This window comes from Roseivirga sp. (genome assembly GCF_049099775.1).
GTDB lineage: Bacteria > Bacteroidota > Bacteroidia > Cytophagales > Cyclobacteriaceae > Roseivirga.
This window is the reverse complement of sequence record NZ_JAGDZM010000007.1, coordinates 184,551-203,667: the sequence shown is the minus strand read 5'-3', so window position 1 is coordinate 203,667 and position 19,117 is coordinate 184,551. Positions and strand designations below refer to the sequence as shown.

At 37.8% G+C, this 19,117-nt stretch carries 15 protein-coding genes; 10 read left to right on the top strand and 5 right to left on the bottom strand.

Translation table 11 applies throughout. From position 1 onward, the window contains the following. Positions 1 to 76: 76 nt before the first annotated feature. The 4 genes from JXQ92_RS11905 to JXQ92_RS11890 all read left to right on the top strand — a co-directional run bounded on the left by JXQ92_RS11905 (position 77) and on the right by JXQ92_RS11890 (position 5,723). Positions 77 to 592, top strand: a complete 516-nt coding sequence (locus JXQ92_RS11905) for a hypothetical protein (RefSeq protein ID WP_421986841.1) — start codon at positions 77 to 79, stop codon at positions 590 to 592. A gap of 47 nt (positions 593 to 639) precedes the next feature. Then, positions 640 to 1,797 carry a DUF4221 family protein gene (locus JXQ92_RS11900; RefSeq protein ID WP_421986840.1) on the top strand — a complete coding sequence of 386 codons (1,158 nt, stop codon included), beginning with the start codon at positions 640 to 642 and terminating at the stop codon, positions 1,795 to 1,797. A gap of 25 nt (positions 1,798 to 1,822) precedes the next feature. Further along, the gene (locus JXQ92_RS11895) at positions 1,823 to 2,050 is read left to right on the top strand and encodes a hypothetical protein (protein ID WP_421986839.1); all 228 of its coding nucleotides are present in this window, start codon (positions 1,823 to 1,825) and stop codon (positions 2,048 to 2,050) included. Positions 2,051 to 2,324: 274 nt separating this feature from the next. Further along, positions 2,325 to 5,723, top strand: a complete 3,399-nt coding sequence (locus tag JXQ92_RS11890) for a CHAT domain-containing protein (protein WP_421986838.1) — start codon at positions 2,325 to 2,327, stop codon at positions 5,721 to 5,723. Here the strand turns inward: JXQ92_RS11890 and JXQ92_RS11885 are convergent. From JXQ92_RS11885 to JXQ92_RS11875, 3 genes are read right to left on the bottom strand one after another with little or no spacing between them, the layout of a single operon-like run. Further along, positions 5,710 to 6,216 (bottom strand): cupin domain-containing protein, encoded by a 507-nt coding sequence (locus tag JXQ92_RS11885; RefSeq protein ID WP_421986837.1) that lies wholly within the window; start codon positions 6,214 to 6,216, stop codon positions 5,710 to 5,712. The two genes, JXQ92_RS11890 and JXQ92_RS11885, sit on opposite strands and share 14 nt — an antisense overlap. Beyond that, on the bottom strand, positions 6,197 to 7,219 hold the full coding sequence (locus tag JXQ92_RS11880) for a phosphotransferase enzyme family protein (protein WP_421986836.1): 1,023 nt from the start codon (positions 7,217 to 7,219) through the stop codon (positions 6,197 to 6,199). Before JXQ92_RS11880 ends, JXQ92_RS11885 begins: the two co-directional genes overlap by 20 nt. Continuing rightward, a complete protein-coding gene (locus JXQ92_RS11875) occupies positions 7,219 to 8,109 on the bottom strand; it encodes a nucleotidyltransferase family protein (RefSeq protein ID WP_421986835.1) in 891 nt (296 codons plus the stop codon). The genes JXQ92_RS11880 and JXQ92_RS11875 overlap by 1 nt, the downstream gene beginning before the upstream one ends. An 84-nt stretch (positions 8,110 to 8,193) precedes the next feature. On the opposite strand from JXQ92_RS11875, the gene JXQ92_RS11870 reads away from it, so the two are divergent. The 4 genes from JXQ92_RS11870 to JXQ92_RS11855 all read left to right on the top strand — a co-directional run bounded on the left by JXQ92_RS11870 (position 8,194) and on the right by JXQ92_RS11855 (position 12,635). Continuing rightward, positions 8,194 to 9,978, top strand: coding sequence for a sodium:solute symporter family protein (locus JXQ92_RS11870; protein ID WP_421986834.1), 1,785 nt, complete (start codon positions 8,194 to 8,196; stop codon positions 9,976 to 9,978). Positions 9,979 to 10,181: 203 nt separating this feature from the next. Next, complete coding sequence (locus JXQ92_RS11865; protein ID WP_421986833.1) at positions 10,182 to 11,525, top strand: PhoH family protein; 1,344 nt, start codon at positions 10,182 to 10,184, stop codon at positions 11,523 to 11,525. A gap of 32 nt (positions 11,526 to 11,557) precedes the next feature. Then, a complete protein-coding gene (locus JXQ92_RS11860) occupies positions 11,558 to 12,430 on the top strand; it encodes an SDH family Clp fold serine proteinase (protein ID WP_421986832.1) in 873 nt (290 codons plus the stop codon). 1 nt (position 12,431) lies between these two features. Beyond that, the gene (locus JXQ92_RS11855; RefSeq protein ID WP_421986831.1) at positions 12,432 to 12,635 is read left to right on the top strand and encodes a hypothetical protein; all 204 of its coding nucleotides are present in this window, start codon (positions 12,432 to 12,434) and stop codon (positions 12,633 to 12,635) included. A gap of 28 nt (positions 12,636 to 12,663) precedes the next feature. Here JXQ92_RS11855 and JXQ92_RS11850 read toward each other — a convergent pair whose 3' ends face one another. Beyond that, a complete protein-coding gene (locus JXQ92_RS11850) occupies positions 12,664 to 14,001 on the bottom strand; it encodes a sensor histidine kinase (RefSeq protein WP_421986830.1) in 1,338 nt (445 codons plus the stop codon). Then, a complete protein-coding gene (locus tag JXQ92_RS11845) occupies positions 13,988 to 15,364 on the bottom strand; it encodes a sigma-54-dependent transcriptional regulator (RefSeq protein ID WP_421986829.1) in 1,377 nt (458 codons plus the stop codon). Before JXQ92_RS11845 ends, JXQ92_RS11850 begins: the two co-directional genes overlap by 14 nt. A 147-nt stretch (positions 15,365 to 15,511) precedes the next feature. Between JXQ92_RS11845 and JXQ92_RS11840 the strand changes: the two genes are divergently transcribed. Continuing rightward, positions 15,512 to 16,588 carry a serine hydrolase domain-containing protein gene (locus tag JXQ92_RS11840; protein ID WP_421986828.1) on the top strand — a complete coding sequence of 359 codons (1,077 nt, stop codon included), beginning with the start codon at positions 15,512 to 15,514 and terminating at the stop codon, positions 16,586 to 16,588. Between the two features lie 11 nt (positions 16,589 to 16,599). Continuing rightward, positions 16,600 to 19,017 (top strand): ABC transporter permease, encoded by a 2,418-nt coding sequence (locus tag JXQ92_RS11835; RefSeq protein ID WP_421986827.1) that lies wholly within the window; start codon positions 16,600 to 16,602, stop codon positions 19,015 to 19,017. Positions 19,018 to 19,117: the final 100 nt, after the last annotated feature.

Below are 19,117 nucleotides of genomic sequence, written 5' to 3'. Positions count from 1 at the left end.
TTCATGATTAGGAGAATATACCTATGAACTAAGCAAAGCCTTAGGGCTGTCTTAAGCAGCCAATGGAACAAACGTTATGAAAAGATTTAGTCATTACCACAAATTTTCATTTACCATAATAATATTCACTCTAATATCAGCTTGCAATCCTCAGCAAGAGTTATCCAATGAAATAGGCCTAGCACTTGAAAGTAAGTCATCGGCACTAGGACAGAAGTTTAGTGAAAAGGAAGTTTTAGTAGTGATCCCCAGAACCGGATGCTCTGGTTGCATTGGCACTGCGGACCACTTTTACAAAGAAGCTAACTACGACCCCACGAAGGTCCAGTTCATATTTACTAGAATTCCTTCTGTTAAGACACTGAAGATTCGGCTTGGCAAAGACATCTCTGAGAAGGATTACGTGTATATCGATCAAGAGGGGACCTTCTCAAAAGGCAAACTCGATTCCATCTATCCATTGATTATTCAACTTAGTAATGGAGAAGTATTGGATATAGAGTTTCTATCACCAGACAACAAGCAAGTCATAATTGATCTACGCGACAGATTCTCAGTTAGTAAGACTAACGAGTATCCAAGTGAAATATAGGCATGCCTTTCAAAATTCAACTTAATCACTCTTAAAACTGCATTAATATGAAATCGATCTTGAACTGCTCAACGAGTTTATTACTCATACTTATCATATCTACTGGATGTCAATCACGAAGCACAATTGACAATTACATCGAACCTGAGCTTACCCATACTTTAAAAAAAATTGGAGAATACGAAATTCCCGTTGACAGCATGACGGCTACCAATTTCCTCCATTATCAATACCTAGAAGAGGATGGGATCGAATACTTTACAATGCTAAATAGCATTAAACAAGAGATCAACCTCTATAATATCAATAGAAAAGAGTTAGCATTTACAATACCATTAAGTTTTGAAGGACCCAATGGTATAGGAAACTTAGAAGGATTCAATTCTGGCTATTTCATCCACAACCTCGATTCAATCTTTATACTCAACAGAACTCGGAGGCAATTATTTCTCGTAAATGGTGAATCTGAACTAATCAACAGTTTCGATTCATTCCGAGATACGAGCCTACCATCAGCCGTTATCGCTCCATTTGCACCAATGTTGCTGCATGACAATGAAGCCATTTTACTAAACATACAAAACGGGATGAAGTATGGTGGAAGAAATAAAAGTTACCGCTCTGACTACGCAATGAAAGTTGGTTTAGAAAATAGAGATTACAATTATTTCCTGTCTTACCCAGACGTATTCACTAAAGGAACGTGGGGATTCGACCTACACAGAATCTCATGGGCATTTGATAAGGAATCGGAAAGGATCGCTGTAAGTTATCCCTTAGATCATAACATTTATCTAATCGACTTTGACGGAAATCTTATCGAAAGTATCCCAGCAAGAAGCGAAGTAATAATCGATGCAGAGTCTATATCAAAGAGTCAATTAAAATCGAAAACCGGTGCCTCTGAATATTATTTCTCTCAAGGTAAATATGGAAAGATACACTACGATCCTATTAGAAAAATTTATCTCAGAGACTGTATACCCGGACTTTCGCTTGACAAACAAAAAGCTGGTGTAACAAAGCTAGATAGACGTCTCGTGATCTTGGACAAAGACATGAAGAAAACTGGCGAAGTAAAAACAAGCTCCGATATGCGCCTAAATCTCTTCTTTGGAAGAGAGGGCATACATCAACATGTCCCTACAGCCAATGAGGACATGCTCAAATTCGAATTGTACGATTATGTATCAATTAATAAATAAATGTTTAACCTAAATTATTTTAAAAATGAGAAAGTTAGTAAGTAAACTTATGGTAGCTGCAGCGATGGTTGTGATGATCAATCCGCTGTCAGCTTCATCAAACAATTGTGAATGGGAACCAGGTTTAGAGACCGTCCTTTATGGTAGATGCATTAGACTATTGGCGACGCCGTCTATTCCAGGTGGAGACTATTGTGATACTTCTTTTGGCGAAAATGGTGCGGATTGTACCAAATCACACTTCTGGTTTTAATTAACATCTTTAAAAAGGCGCTTTTTACGAGCGCCTTTTTATTTAAGAAATAAACTTTCCACGATCTAGTCCCTTTTAAATCTTTATTTCTTAACAAAATATTGTTAGTTATTCTCCTCTATATTCTACGCTTACGTTTCTTTTATATTAGATTCGAGTTAAACATTAGAACTTGCTAATCATACATTATATGTATGCTAGTATTTCAATTGTTGGTTTTTTAGTCACCTCATTTGTGTAAAGCCCACCGGTTTAACAAACCAAAGTATAGATTATGAAAAATTTCTGGCTCTTAATTTTAATAATCAGCTCCATATCGCCCTGTTTAGGGCAGCAATCCAATTCTTTGGGTCGCATTTATCAAGAAAAAGCTGATTCTCTAATGGAATCCAAGTCTTTAGACAGCGCAAAACACTACTTAGAATTGGCTGCTACGGCCTTATTAATAGAACAAGATACGGCGGGCTATTTTCATAGTTTAAATAAAAAGTCAGTCGTAGTCTTTGATCAGGTTCAATACGATAGTTCAGAATATTTTGCTCAGGATGCTTTAGATCAGATGAAAGTTTTTTCGTTCGAAAACCCCCTACTTACTGCAGAGTTTTATCGTAGGATAGGGGTCGTTTTTGAAGTTCGTGATGGGGACTTCATAAAAGCTTCAAACCAGTATAATAAAGCTTTGGACGTACTAAAAGAGTTGGATGAGCCTGATTTCTTAATTGTTCAATTAAAAAAAGATTTAGCCATTACTATGCTAAGCGTTGGGCTCCTAGATTCTGCTATTGAATATCTAAACGATTTAATATTCTATCACGAAGCTAATTTTCCTTCCGCCAAGCCCGAACTCGCCGAAAGTTATAGATTAAAAGCCATAGGGCTCACTTATACCGGCAAAGCTAATTTGGCATTAATTGGTTACAAGAAGGCCATTGAGCTTTTGAATGAATCAGAATCAAATGTGACAAACGATATTGACAAATCGGATATTTTCGGAAATCTAGGAGGATATTTTCATGAAAACGGCTACTATGATTCCGCTCTATTCTATTACTACCGAAAGAAATCTATCGTTGAAAGAGCGCTACCAGAAAATCATAGAAATAGATCATTCGTTTACAGCAACCTCAGTGCAACGCATAACCAAAAAGGACGATATGATTCTTCTACATACTATGCCCAAAAAAGTCTAAAAACACGGCAATTATCGTTGCCTGCCGATCATCCAGATTTAGCCGATTCATATTATAGAATGGCAATGATTTTTATTCAGGATGGCAGGTTAGAAGAGGCTCAACTTTATACTGAAAAAGCACTAGAGATTCTAGAGAATAAATTAGGCAGATACAATTCAAGGACATACTCTGTCATCTCAAGCCTTGGATTCATTCACATGGAAAAAGGGGAGTACGACAAGTCAATAAGCATATATAAGCAAGCCATAGAAGCACAAGAAAAAGGCGAATTTGAATTTGATCATTCAATGATTATGGATCATTTGTATGTAGCGGACAACTATATAGAAAAAGGTGATTTAGACAACGCACAAAAGGCTATCAATAAAGGATTAGAATTAAGTAAAAAAATAAAAGATGAGAACCATGAGGTGTTTGGTAGTATAATGGTTCGGTCAGGTATAGTAAAATCCAAGAAAGGGAAATTTGACGCTGCAGAGGACTATTTTTCAGATGCTTACGATAGGTTTACCAAAATTTATGGAAAGAGACACCCGCAAGTATCCTATACACTGAATAATCTGGCAAGATCTTATTTTGACAACCAACAATTTGATGAGGCTACCGCTATTTTCTTAAAGGCAATTGAATCCAATTCTTATTCTACCAACATATCTGATGAGCTATCTGCAATACCCACTCATGACCTAATTAATGCAGAAAATACTATTGGTTATTTAAGAGAATCGGCTAAATCGATGTATGCTCAATATCTAAAGAGTGATAATGTAGACTGGCTTTCGAAAAGTTATCAACAATATGAAATTACTATTGATCTGCTTGCCGAACTACTATTTGAGGCAACCACAGAAAAAGATGCTGCTCGTATAGTTGAACTCTTTCATGATTCCTATTCTGACATTTTAAACATTCTGGTACGAATGCATAAAATGGAATTATTGGAGGAAATAGAGTTTAAAGAACTGTTTGTTCAATACTCGGAAAGCTCACGTGCCATTGGAACAAGTTATAATCGTTTCAAAAATGAAAACACACGTATACTCTCCCCTACCTCTGAATTGGTTAGAGAAATTAGAATGGTGAATAAAGAAGTTTCATTTACCAAAAGTCAAATACTAAGCATCATTCAAGTAGAAGAGGATGAAACACTAGACTCCGTCAAACTCTCATATTATAATCAACGCCTTTTTGATTTAACGGAAAAACAGAATGAATTAGGACGACAAGTAAATGTCGAAGGTTTAACTTATAATGACTTCAAAACAGACAATCCACCTAGAGCAATCGAAAGCTATCAGCAAAACCTAAGTATTAATGAAGCAGCTATTGAATACTTCCTAAACGATAGCAGTTTATACACAATAATTATTACAACTTCTCAAGTTGAAATACTAGTACAAAAAATTAATGGTCAACTAAACGAACAAATCAACAATCATTTGACCTTATCCAAAGACAATGACAATCTGGAGTCTTATATAGCAGGTAGTGAAGCCTTATATAAGTTACTTATTGATCCTTTATCAGAACAACTTGAAGATAAGGACAAGCTGGTAATACTCCCTGAAAAATCTTTGTGGAATATCAATTTTGACCTTTTACTCTCCAGTGAAAGTGAAACTAAGGATTTTAAATCGCTTCCTTATTTGATGAAGGAATTTCAAATTAGTTATGCCTATTCTCTGAACCTATTACGTGATAAGCCCAACAAAAGCAACGGTTCAAATGGTAAAGTCTTGGCCTTAGCTTTTGGAGAGAATGAAAAAAGTGTGGCTAACATTTTTACATTTCGCAATGCTGACCTTTCTGAAATTCAAGGAACCGCGTCAGAAATAGATGAAATAGGCAAGCTGTTAAATGGTGATTTTCTTTATGGCGCTCAAGCTACTGAAGCTACCTTTAAGAATAAGGCCCCAGACTATTCCATACTCCATCTTGCTTTGCATGGTGTTATTAATGATTCCGAACTGAACAATTCTTATCTATATTTTAATCAACCAAGCCTTAGTGATTCTTTGGACGACGGACGACTTTATCCTTTTGAGTTGTACGATCTTGATTTAAAAGCAGAAATGGCTGTTTTAAGCGCTTGCTCAACCGGAGCTGGCAAAATTGTGAGCGGTGAAGGCATAATGAGCATAGGGAGAGGTTTTCATGCAGCCGGAGTAGGGAGCCTTTTGTTGAGCCAGTGGGAGGTTTCAGACGCTGTTGCTCCAAAAATTATGGACCGCTTTTATATCTATTTGAAAGATGGCCGAGACAAAGATGAAGCACTTAGACTAGCTAAATTGGATTTCCTTAGCAATGCTAACAACGTTTCTGCAAACCCATATTATTGGGGGAGTTTTTTCATTCTCGGAGAAACGACGCCAATTAATTTCAAGACGAATCAATCATGGCCTCTATGGACCAGTATTATAATTCTAACACTCGTTGGTTTGTATTTTCTGAGACAGCGCCGTGAGACTAGCCCCTTGTGAATCTTTCTATAAGGGCTGAAAAATCAGCAAAATTGGACACTAACTGTGCTCGATCGGCTAATTCAAAATCCTGAAATTCAAAACCGGGTGATACCGTACAACCAACAAGTATATAGTCTTCTTCAACTACCTCGGCAGCAAACCAGTGATCTCGCGGTATAGTAACTTGCAGAGAGTCACCAGCAGATATATCACTACCTATTCTTTTCGATGACAAGTTCCCCTCTGGAGAAATCATATGAATAACCCCGCTACCGCCTTGATGATAATGCCATATTTCATCTGAATTGAGTCTATGAAAATTAGAAACACTTTCGGTGGTGAGCAGAAAATAAATAGAAGTACCAAAAACACGATCTGATTGATAGCGATCTGGTAAATCACTTTTATTGACTTTCTCTTTTGACCGATACGTCTCGTTAAAAAATCCACCTTCCGGATGTGCTTGGAGTTGAAGCTGTTCTATCCAATAATTAGCCGATTTCTCTTTCATAAGCATTTATTAATTCTAAAAGGGTCAATTGATTTTGAGAGCGCACCAAATTTTCGTTCTCGAATGAAGTCTTATAATAAATATCTCCATTTATATAATCCGTCAAAAACCTAACCGCCATCATATAGGTCATATACTGACCTCCAAAAAACAGATTTTCAATTTCTAGTTGACTTAAAACAGCGGATGAGGTGCTCAAGAAGTTTTCTTTTAAAGTCTCATAATATTCTGGCCTCACTCTAATTTTTGATGCTTCAAGTTCATTTTCATCGGTATTGGAAAGCGTTGTACGCATGAGATCGCCAAAGTCGTAGAGTACAGTACCCGGACCTAGCGTGTCTAAATCTATTATTTTCTGAAAAGTACTATCTGACTTGGCTAAAAGGCTGTTGTTGAGCTTTGTGTCATTGTGGCACAGCCTAGTAGGCAAACCATCGACAAGAAGTGAATTCATTTTAGCCCCAATAGCTCGGTGATTATTGACTTGGCTTACGAATTCTTTGACTTCTAAAGAGCGATTGGCCAAATCGTTTCTTAAAGCATTATCAAATTGTTTTAGTCTCCATTCGAGTTCATGAAACCTTGGAATGATCTCTTGGAATAGATTCAATTCAAAGTCATTTGTAAAAGCAATGAACGCGCCATAGCCTTTAGCAGACTCGGCTACTTCTACTAAATTACCTGCTGTTTGTGGTGAATAGTCATCGGCATGAAAAGTAGTCAATCGCCAAACACCGTCTTCATTCTTGTAATGAAAAGTGTCTTCCTTGGATTTAAAGTGCTTAACGAATAGTGATGAGTTTTCTTTAAGTAGCAGGGCAAGGTTATTTTCAATACCCGTTGTATTGGTGAAAACTTTCTCGTTCAATCGTTGAAGTAAATATTCTTCTTCGCCCACTGATACACGATAGGTATCGTTGATATGGCCTGAACCAAAAAGAGCAATCTGATCGACTGCTCCTTTAATATTAAATGCTTGAAGTGCCTTTTTAACGGCTTCCATTATTTTACTTCTTTCGGATAAACACCATCCGCAATCATTTTATTAATACCACTCACCACATGCGGCTTATCTTCTTGATAAGTAACGCCCAACCATGATGCTGAGGTTGGTACTACTTTGACAGTAGCCTTTCCTTCTTTCATCAAGTTATCAACTTCAACAGGAATGAAGCACTCTGCTTTTGGGTCCTCGTTATTGTCTTTAACAAAATCAATGAACTTCTCTTCGAACAAAGGAAGTACTGATGCTGGAAAGCCCCAAAAATTCATCGATACATAAGTATCGGGCTTTAAGGTGTGGCGTTGTCCGTCTTCTTCATACGAAATTTCGTTGCCGTCTTTTCCAATCGCTAAAGTTTCTTTAATGCCCGTTAGGTTCATGTTTTCATCAACCTGACAAACACCTCTATTCACTGTGCCATGGTCAGAAAGGGTATTTACTAGTTCATAGCCCATTATTAAGTGCTCGTTCTCCTTCAACCCTTTGATTGCTTCTACAGCTTCTCCAAAAGATTCGGTTCCATAGTAATCATCAGCATTAATAACTAAGAATGGTTCATTAATAAGATGCTTTGCAGCTAAAATAGCATGTGTTGTGCCCCAAGGCTTTTTTCTAATGCTTTCATAAGCGGCCGTATGCTCAGTATACTCGTTTTGGAATGCATATTCCATCTTAATTTTGCCTTGAAACCTATTGGCGTAGTGTGTTTCGAAGGCCTCTTTTAAATCCGTTCGAATAATGAACACTACTTTGGTAAATCCAGCATTGATGGCATCATGAATTGAATAATCCATAATGATTTCGCCATTCGGCCCAATACCGTCTAATTGTTTGTTTCCTCCATATCGACTCCCCATTCCGGCGGCCAGCACTACTAAAGTCAAATCCATAATTTCCTCCTAAAATTCTTTATATATTGGTGGGTCGAAGTTGACGAAAAACTTCACACAAGTCAATTTAACTCTTGATTAAATATGAATCTCTCTTCGCTGGATCTGGCCATCATTGTTATATTTTTTGTGGTCTTCCTGATCATCGGGCTATTCGTTTCCAAAAAAGCAGGCTCTAGTTCTAAGGAATTTTTTCTTTCAGGCAGAAACATGCCATGGTGGCTTTTAGGTATTTCTATGGTTGCAACTACCTTTTCTGCTGACACGCCAAACCTAGTAGCGGACATTGTTCGACAAAATGGAGTAGCAGGAAACTGGGTATGGTGGGCTTTCCTGATTACCGGTATGCTCACGGTATTTGTTTATGCTAAGCTTTGGAGAAAATCAGGAGTTTTAACAGATCTGGAATTTTACGAAAAGCGATATAGTGGCAAAGAGGCGGCTTTTCTTAGAGGCTTTAGAGCGATATACTTAGGCGTTTTCTTCAACATAATGATCATGGCCTCAGTTTGTCTGGCAGCCATAAAGATTGGCGAGGTTATGTTTGACCTAGAACCATGGAAAACTGTAGTTTACGCTTCTTTAATTACGGTAGCTTACAGTTCTTTAGGTGGGCTCCGTGGTGTCATTCTCACGGATTTCTTACAGTTTATTGTGGCCATGGTCGGGTCAATTGCCGCTGCTGTTTACATCGTAAACCTTCCTGAAATTGGTGGCTTAACTGCGCTGGTTGAAAGACCTGAAATTGCTTCAAAACTTAGTATTATTCCTGATATCAACAATCGTGAATTATTTATCTCACTTCTTGTAATACCAATTGCCGTACAATGGTGGAGCGTTTGGTACCCTGGTTCTGAACCTGGTGGTGGTGGCTATATTGCCCAACGTATGCTATCGGCCAAGAACGAAAAGAATGCTGTTTCGGCAACGCTTTTATTCAATATTACGCACTATGCCTTAAGGCCTTGGCCATGGATTATCATCGCTTTGGCTTCATTAGTTGTTTATCCAGATTTGACCTCTATTCAAACAGCTTTCCCAAACGTTTCTGCTGATAAACTTGGTAATGATTTGGGTTACTCAGCTATGCTCTTAACGCTCCCGAAAGGATTACTTGGCATTGTAGTAGCTTCATTAATTGCTGCATTTATGTCGACAATATCGACTCATTTGAACTGGGGGTCTTCTTATGTGGTTTTTGATTTCTATCAGCGTTTTGTTAAACCAAAGGCATCTGATAAAGAGCTTGTAAGGGTTGGCCGATTTTCTACGGTTATTCTGATGATTCTAGCGGGTTTATTCGCTTTAGTCTTGACTAACGCTTACCAAGCATTCCAAATTTTACTTTCAATAGGTGCTGGAACTGGGTCTATTTTTATACTAAGATGGTTTTGGTGGAGAATTAATGCCTATTCTGAAATTACAGGCATGATTGTCTCCTTTGTGCTCGCTCTATTTCTAAATGTAGAAGGTTTCAGTTCAGCTGCATTGTTTGAGTTATCAGCCGACTATAAATTATTGATTAGCGTGGGTGTAACCACAATTGCTTGGGTAAGCGTTACGCTAGTAACTAAACCTACTGATTATAGCGTATTAGCTTCGTTCTATAACAAAGTGAAACCTTATGGTTCTGGCTGGAATGGTTTTAAAGTATTGGCGAAAACTGAAAACATCAATTTAGAAAAGGGTACTGGACGCCTGAGTATCGACATTCTAGCAATGTTCTTAGGTATTATCATCGTTTATAGCGCCTTGTTTTCTACCGGAATGTTCATTTATGGAAATATAACAAATGGTGTTATTCTTCTTGCAATTGCCCTTATAGGCGCCTTATTGCTGAAAAATACTTGGAAGAAACTCAAATTCTAACGAATACCAATTCTTGAACAACTGATATCAAAGCCACTAATCTATTACTCAAGGATGTCTGAATTGGACTAAATCCTTCATTCACAATGCTTTAAAAAAAGGTGAATATTAAATAAATATTAAGCCTACTTGAGGCACGTGTTTGAATCGATTTTTTCATAACTTAATTCAACGTTCTACCCACTAACGATCATTCTCCTTATATGCCGAGAGCTAAGAAGACCGAAAGGAAGATTTTTGTATTAGACACTTCCGTAATCCTTTTTGAACACAACGCCATCATGAATTTCGAAGAACACGATATAGGTTTACCTATTACCGTGCTTGAAGAACTGGATCAGTTTAAAAAGGGAAATGACACTAAAAACTTTGAAGCAAGAGAGTTTACGCGCTTGCTAGATAAGCTGGCCAAAGACAAATCGCTTCAAGATTGGATTCCACTAAACGGAAAAACCCGTGGAAGCTTTAAAGTAGTGATGGAAGCGGGCACAGGGGATAGTTTAGATGCCAACCAAGTATTTGGTGAAAAGAAAAACGATCATCGGATTCTAAATGCGGCCTTGCGCTTACAAGATGAGAATCCGGGTCGGCCCGTTATTCTGGTTTCTAAAGACATTAACCTTAGGTTAAAAGGGAAGTCCATGGGCCTGCGTGCAGAAGATTATGAAACAGGCAAAATCAAAAACGTTGATTCGATTAAAAACGGAAAGATTGAGACCGAGAAAGTGACTTCTGATGTTATTAATCATCTATATGAAGATGGCACACTATCACCTGAAGAAATTTTAAAGAAGAAATCTAAGTCGAACAAATACTTTATCCTAAAGAGTGATAGGAGTTCGGTTTTAGCTTATCACAATGTTGCAGATAGTTCTATCCAACGGATTGATAAAAGGCCTATCTCGGGAATTAAGCCTAGAAATGCTGAGCAAACATTCGCTATTCATGCCATTATGAATCCCGATGTTAAGCTTGTCACAATACAAGGTGTAGCCGGAACGGGCAAAACACTTTTAACACTTGCCGGAGCTTTAGAACAACGCAGAGAGTACAAACAGATTTATTTAGCCAGACCTATTGTGCCACTTAGCAATAAAGACATCGGCTATTTACCTGGAGATATTAAGTCCAAACTGAATCCTTACATGGAACCTTTATGGGACAACCTGAAATTCATCCAAAACCAGTACAAGGAAACGGATAAAGAGTTTAAGGCCATTACTGAAATGGTCAACAAAGAGAAGCTTTTGATTACACCTTTAGCTTATATCAGAGGCCGTAGTTTATCGAATATCTATTTTATTGTGGATGAGGCACAGAACTTGACACCGCATGAAATAAAAACGGTAATCACTCGAGCTGGTGAGAATACTAAAATTGTTTTTACGGGTGATGTTAATCAGATCGATACGCCTTACTTAGATTCTCAATCTAACGGATTGTCTTATTTGATCGATCGTGTAAAAGACCACCCACTTTATGCCCATATTACTTTGGAAAAAGGTGAGCGTTCTGAGTTAGCGAACTTGGCTAACGAGATGTTATAGTATATTTAAACAATAAACAACACACACAAATTATGAAACCAGCTTTAGATAATAAAATTCATGAGCTTTTGAATAAAAAAATTCTCGCATTAGAAAGTCATTTCAATTCTGATGTCCTTTGCTATTATGGGCCTTTTGAAGGCGGCAATGAAAATACATTTCTGAGAATAGTAGAAGACTTATCTAACGACAGTGATAAAAAGGATAAAATCTATATCATTCTCACTACTGGAGGAGGAAGTGCAAATGTTGTTGAGAGATTTGTTAACATTCTGAGAAAGCATTATGAAGAAGTACATTTCATAATACCAGATTACTCATATAGTGCGGGAACAATCTTTTGTATGAGTGGAGATAGTATACATATGGATTATTTTTCTGTCTTAGGACCAATTGACCCTCAGGTACAAAACAAAGAAGGTAAGTTAGTCGCAGCCTTAGGCTATTTGGACAAGATTAATGAGCTTTTAACAAAGGCACAAAACAATACTTTAAGTCAGGCTGAGTTTATAATATTAAAAGACTTTGATCTTGCAGAATTGAGAGAGTATGAGCAAGCACGAGATCTAACTATCGACCTTCTTGAGAAATGGCTTGTCAAGTATAAATTTAAAAACTGGAATACGCACAGGACCAATAGCCAATTAAAAGGAACGAAAGTAACTAAGAGTGAAAAAATTCAGAGGGCAAAAGAGATTGCTGGACACCTGAGTAATAATACCGAATGGAAATCACATGGTAGGCCAATAGATATTGAATCTCTGAAAGAACTAAAACTTGAAATAGATGATTATAGTGATAATAAGGAGAGAAGAGGTCTAATTAGAGAATACTATGAGATCATGTCAGACTATGTAAAGTCAGTAAATTATCGTAATTTTGTACATACCAGAAAGTTCATTTAAGATGTCAGAAACAGAAAAATCTATTTCAGAAACTATCCATGAATTGAATGAAGTGTTTTCTGAAAGCAATAAGTTTAAGGAGCTTGAACAGGCAATTAAAACCTTTGAAAAGCTAGTAGAAAAAGGCCTTATTAAGAAAAGAGGTAATAACCTTTTATCTCAGTCAGATTTATTGAACCAAAATCATTTTAACTATAATAAGTAGTTGAGTTGATTTACAACGTTTACACGAACTAAACTTTCAAAGTAAACTTGGTTCCCAAAGAACCACTTTCAACAGTGATATCTCCCCTATGGGCTTTCATAATTTGCTTGGAAAGGCTTAAACCAATGCCATTGCCCTCAGTTTTAGTGGTGAAGAATGGTACAAAAACCTCATCTAAAATATTAAGAGGAATTCCAGGGCCATTATCGGTAATGGATAAGTGCATCTTTTCATCTATGTAATTCGCGCTGATATCGATGTGTGGCGATTCCATTCCTTTCATCGCTTCAGCGGCATTTTTTAGGAGGTTGATGAAGACTTGACTCATCAACTTCTCATCAACTTCAATAAAGTGATCTTCAGCAATATTTCGATCTATATTGACAGTGACACCGTCCATTTCCGTCTTATAGATTTGAAGCGTATCATTCAGCCAAGAAAAAAGGTTAACCCTGGCAATTTCTGGAACTGGAGGCCTTGTATAATCCCTATAGGCTTTAACGAAGCCCAAAAGTCCTTGCCCTCGTTTTTCAATGGCTACCATACTCTTGAAAACATCTTCTAAATCCTCTCTCGGTAAGGCTTCAGCTTTAAGCTTGCCCTTTTCATCTTGCATGATCATTTTCACTGCGGTAGTCAAGGAAACAACGGGTGTTACTGAATTCATTATTTCATGAGTCAGCACGCGAATAAGCTTCTGCCAAGCATCCATTTCTCGCTCTTCCAGTTCCGCTGAAATGTCTTGAAAAGAGATTAAGGTATAATCCTCTTCTGCCAGCTTAAAGCGTTTGTTAGCCACTGCCAGTTTTCGCTTACTAGTAGTGGGTACAATTACGGTTTGTTCACCAACCGCTAATGATTGAATTTGTTCCCAAAGCACTGGATCATGATTCTCCAATTGGTTCACTTTACCTAGAGGCGGCACACCAAGTAATTGCGAAGCTGATTTATTCATGAGGTCAATCCGTCCGTCAGACTTATAGCTAATTAACCCAACAGAAACGTGTTCATTGATGAGCTTTAGATATTGGTATTGTTCTTCTCTTTCCAGAGAAAGCGTTTTAAAGGTTTTTAAAACGTTGTTGAAAGCCACTTTCAATTCATCTTTACTTTGCCCCCAAACATGCTCCGTATAGGCTTTATTAAAATCTCGGTTGTCAAATGACTTGAAGAAAACGAGCAGGTCTTTGCGCGTTTGGTTTATGAAATAGAACAGCATACCAAACTGTGCTAATGTCAATACACTAAAACCAATGGGCGACATATACGAATCGGTTTCGAAAAACGACCATATGCCAGCAAACATGGTTGCGCCTATTAGAACCAGTCGAATCGCTACTAGAATAGAGAATCTATTGAAAGCCATACTTCTCTAATTTTCTATACAGTGTAGTTCTGCCTATTCCTAGCTCTTTTGCCACCTTACTCATATTTCCTTCACTAGATTTAATAACCCTTTCAATGGTTAGTCTTTCAAGCTCTTCTAAGTTGGTAGTGCTGATCATTCCCTCCGATTTCACATGTTTCTTTAGGTTAAAGTCTTCTGCTATTAACCGAATACCATCACTTAGAATGATCGCTCGTTCTACGGCGTGTTCTAGTTCTCGAATATTTCCAGGCCAACGATATTTCTTGAGTTTGGCAATTGCTTCTGGATGAATGCTAGGGATATTCTGACCGTATTTTTTGCAAAATTTCTTGATAAAGAAATCTACCATAGGTGGAATATCAGCTAACCGATCGCGCAAAGGTGGGAGGTCAAATTCGATAGTATTCAATCGATAAAAAAGATCTTCTCTGAACTCACCGTTTTCGATCATAGTTTCCAGATCTGAATTGGTTGCGGCAATAATTCTTACATCGAATGCTCTTGACCTATTCTCTCCTACACGGGTTAGTTCACGATTCTGAATCACCGTCAACAATTTTGACTGCATAGCCGGTGTGAGGTTACCAATTTCATCGAGAAAAATCGTTCCTCCATCGGCTGCCTCAAAACGTCCCATCCTATCTTCTTTGGCATCAGTAAACGCTCCCTTTTTATGACCAAATAATTCTGATTCGAACAAAGATTCAGTTATAGAGCCTAAATCCACCGACATAAATACTTCTCCCGATCTAGGTGACATTTCATGGATTAGTTTAGCCATAAGCCCTTTCCCGGTACCATTTTCTCCCAATAAGAGTACGTTAGCATCAGTTCGGCTTACTTTTTCAGCCATCTTTAAGACCGACTTCATTTCGTTTGATTCCGCAATTACTTGATCAGACTTGATCACTAAGTTTTGCTTTAACCCTTGTTGTTTATGTTCTAATCTTATGATTTCCTTTTCAGAACGGGCCAATTTGAGTGCGTTGCTCACAGAAACTTGAATCTTTTCATATTCCCATGGCTTTGTCACAAAATCAGTGGCGCCACGTTTCATGGCTTCAACAGCGAGTGATAATTCTCCATATGCGGTGATAATAATGATTTTGACTTGTGGGTAAGCTGTATGTAGTTTAGAAATCCATTCAAGACCTTCCTTGCCATCATTAGCTCCGGGAGAATAGTTCATATCAAGCAGCAAAACCTCTACTTCACCTAAGTCAAGAACTTCTTTTGCCTTTTCCGGATGGTTTAGGCAAGACACCTTACTAAACCGTTGTTTTAAGACGATTTCTCCAGTAAGAAGAATGTCTGGATCATCGTCAATTATAAGGATATGCGCGTTTTCCTTCTGTTTCATAAAATAAGTTTAAAAAATGTTCTCGTTTGGAACACAAATCTGTTTCAGATCGGAACAACATTTCTGAACAAAGTTCGAACACAATCTTATATAAACCTGATTATCAAGCACTTAAAAACATGGCATATAGGTTGACTTATAGAGCGTATGAAACAGATTTTCCTACTTCCGCTTATCGCAATTCTATCTTTTACATACCATAAAAGTTACGGCCAGTCCATCGCGGACAACAGCTCTAATTTAGAGGCTTATTTAAGGAGTCAAAACTTTTCTGGTGCGGTACTCACTATTGATTCGAATGGAAACGAAATAAGTGTCGCCTCTGGGTTTAACGATATCGATGAAAGCCAAGCGATTGATGTAAACGCGAAATTCAAGATTGCTTCGATTACAAAACTATTTACTACCGTGATGGTCATGCAATTAGTGGATGAAGAGAAGCTTTCTTTAAGTACTAAGGTGGGTGAAGTACTACAGAACAGCGACATCACCAACGCGAGTAAAATTTCGATCAAAAACCTTTTACAACATACTTCAGGTTTAAAAAAGGAAAGTAGGACTTCATTTCTCAGTGGGTATAGTGCCGATGAAATGATTGAAAAGTTCGCTACAAAGAAGGCATCTTTCAAACCTGGCAATGACATTCAATACAACAATGTTGATTTCATTATCGCTGGAAAAGTCATTGAAAAACTTACGGGAAAATCATTTGCGGAGAATCTCACCGAAAGGATAATTGATCCACTTCAACTAAAAAACACTGGCTTATTAATACGCAAGGAGCTACCGGCTGATATAACTCCTGCTTTCCAAATACAGAAAGGGAAGAAAAAGGAGGAGTTCAAAATACATATAGAAAACTTTGGTGCGGCGGGGAGCATGTACTCTACAATTCAGGATTTAGTAAGCTTTACAAAAGCACTAAAATCAGAAAAATTGCTCTCGGCAAAGGCCAAAGAATCTCTCTTCGATTCTAATCCTAAGCTCGGTTACGTAGCGCTAGGCTGTTGGACTTTTAAATCTCCTTTCATCGCGAATAACCCTAAAGTCCTAGAGAGAAGAGGAGGTATTTTGGGTTCTACCTCAGTGATTATGACATCGCTTGACGGACCCGAAACACTCATTGTGCTTAGTAATACTGACGGCTTTAATCCAGATACTTTCGGACAGGCCGAAAATATGAAAGAGTATTTATTCAAACAATTATTCACTGCTAACCATTAAATTATAACGTCATGTTCAAGATATTCTTCAAAACCGCTTTTAGAAACCTTATCCGAAACAGGATGAATACTGGTCTGAACCTATTGAGTTTGACCATCGGTTTAACGGTGAGCATAGTGATTTTCACCTTGATCAAATACCAATATACTTTTGATCATTTTCACGAAAATTCAGATCGAGTTTATAGAGTAAATTTTATAGAGAAAACGAACTGGGGGTCTAATTATGCCAGTGAAACGCCTGAACCTCTTCACAAAGTTTTACGCCAAGATTACCCTCAAATAGAGGCTGTTTCACGAACTATTGGTCCGCTTGAAACTCGAATTTTCATTGAAGATGCTGAAGGTGATAAGAAGTTTGATGAAGGCGGAGCTTTGTTTGTCGATAAGGAATACTTTGAGATGTTCGACCAAGAGTGGATTCGCGGTAATCCTGTAGATGCTTTCACAGATCCACAGGCCGTAGTGCTTACCGAAAGCGCGGCAATTCGATATTTTGGAGAGGAAGACCCGATGGGAAAAACGTTGGACTTTGTTAGAAGGGCCAAGGGTGTAGTAAGAGGTATTGTGGCCGATCCGCGCTATAATACAAACCTACCTTATACTATGCTTTGCAATGTGGCTATGATGCCAAAAGTGCAAGAATTCTATGTACGCAATAGCTGGAGTATTACCAGTGTAGGTACAACGTGGGTAATGCTTCCAGAAACGGTTGAAGCAGAGGCATTGGCCAGTCAATTTTCAGAAATTATAGTAAATAACTTAGGAGAGGAAGCCGCAGAGACAATTTCATTTGAATTAGGTCCATTAAAGTCATTACATACCGACGCCCGTTATAGTGGTTTGAATTATACAATTCCTGAAAACTCTATTTATGGATTAATCATTATAGGCTTTATTATTTTGGCTACTTGTGCTATTAATTTCGTGAACCTATCCACTGCACAGGTTTTAAAGCGGAGCCAAGAAGTGGGAATAAAAAAGATTATTGGTTGTGCGAAAAGCCATTTATCTAATCAGTTCTTTTTTGAGCTATTTCTAATCACTCTTACTTCTACTTTCTTCTCACTTTGGATTGCAGAAGTTTTACTAAAAAGTATTAATACAAGCTTATCTATCATCAGTATTGACCTGCAGTTAGAAGTAGCTTCTGTTCTTTTTGCTTTAGTATTGGCAGTGGTGATTACTTTTTTAGCGGGGCTGTATCCAGTAGGTATGTTGGTACGATTTAAACCACTAGAAGTAATAGGCAGTAAGTTTACTCAAATAAGAGGCAGCAAAGCTGTTGTTAGAAACTCCCTGCTTACCATTCAGTTCGTTGTTGCTCAAATCTTGGTTATCGCTGTCTTAATATTCAACGGTCAGTTTTCCTATATCAAAGACAAAGATCTCGGCTATAACACAGAAGACATAATGACTTTTGGAAACTTTGTTCCGGGGGGATACCAAGTTAATAGTGACTTATTAAACAGTGCTAAAGCTCAGCTTTTGGAAAGCCCATATATAGAGGCCGCTACTTTTGGCACAGGTGGACCCAATGCGATAAATCCTTGGAGTACTACACTGATAGACTTAGAAAGCGATGAAAAAAATGAAGTAGTCTGTGATTACAAACACGTGGATATAGACTATAAAGATCTATTCAACTTGAAAGTAATTGCCGGAACTTGGTTTAGCGAAACGAATTATAAAAGTGGTATTCAAAAGGTGCTCGTAACTGAAATGGTGTTGGAAAAACTGGGATGGGAAAGTCCAGAAGCGGCCCTTGGAAAACGCGTAAATGTTAATGGAAGCTCACAAGATGCTATTGTTATTGGCGTTTTGGCCGACTTCCATAGCGACAACTTGAGAAATGAAATTAGACCATCGGTATTCGAGGGTGATTTAGAAGGCTATAATCAAGGGTTTGTAAAAGTTAAAGCAGGATACTTTTCTGAAGCTGCTCAACATTTAGACAAAGTGTCTTCAAGAATGAATGCGGATTTTGTACCAAACTATCGTGTATTTACTGATGAGATCGCTATTGACTACACGGTTGATCAGACCTTATTCAACTTTATCAATTTTGCAGCCATTATTGCCATTATTATCGGATGCCTAGGACTGTATAGCTTGATCGCTTTTGTCGCTCAACAAAAAACAAAAGAATTAGGGATTCGAAAAGTTGTTGGTGCTAGTACCAATAATTTGGTAATGATGCTTTCTTCTAATTATATATGGTTGATCTTATTGGCCACGGTAATAGCTGTGCCTTTCGGATATTTTGGAACACAGCAGTGGCTAGATTCATTTGTCTATCATATTAAGGTTGGGCCAGGTATTTTCATCATTGCCTTTTTACTTACAGTAGCCATATCATTTGTGTCGATTGCATATCGAGCATTCAGAGCAGCCAATGCCAACCCAATAAAAGCACTTCGGTACGAATAGAAGTGTACCAATTCCAATCAAGAGGTGTACGATATTCGTACACTTTTTTTCGTTCAAAAATGTACAGTCAATTTTATCTTATTGATTTACAGTTACTTAT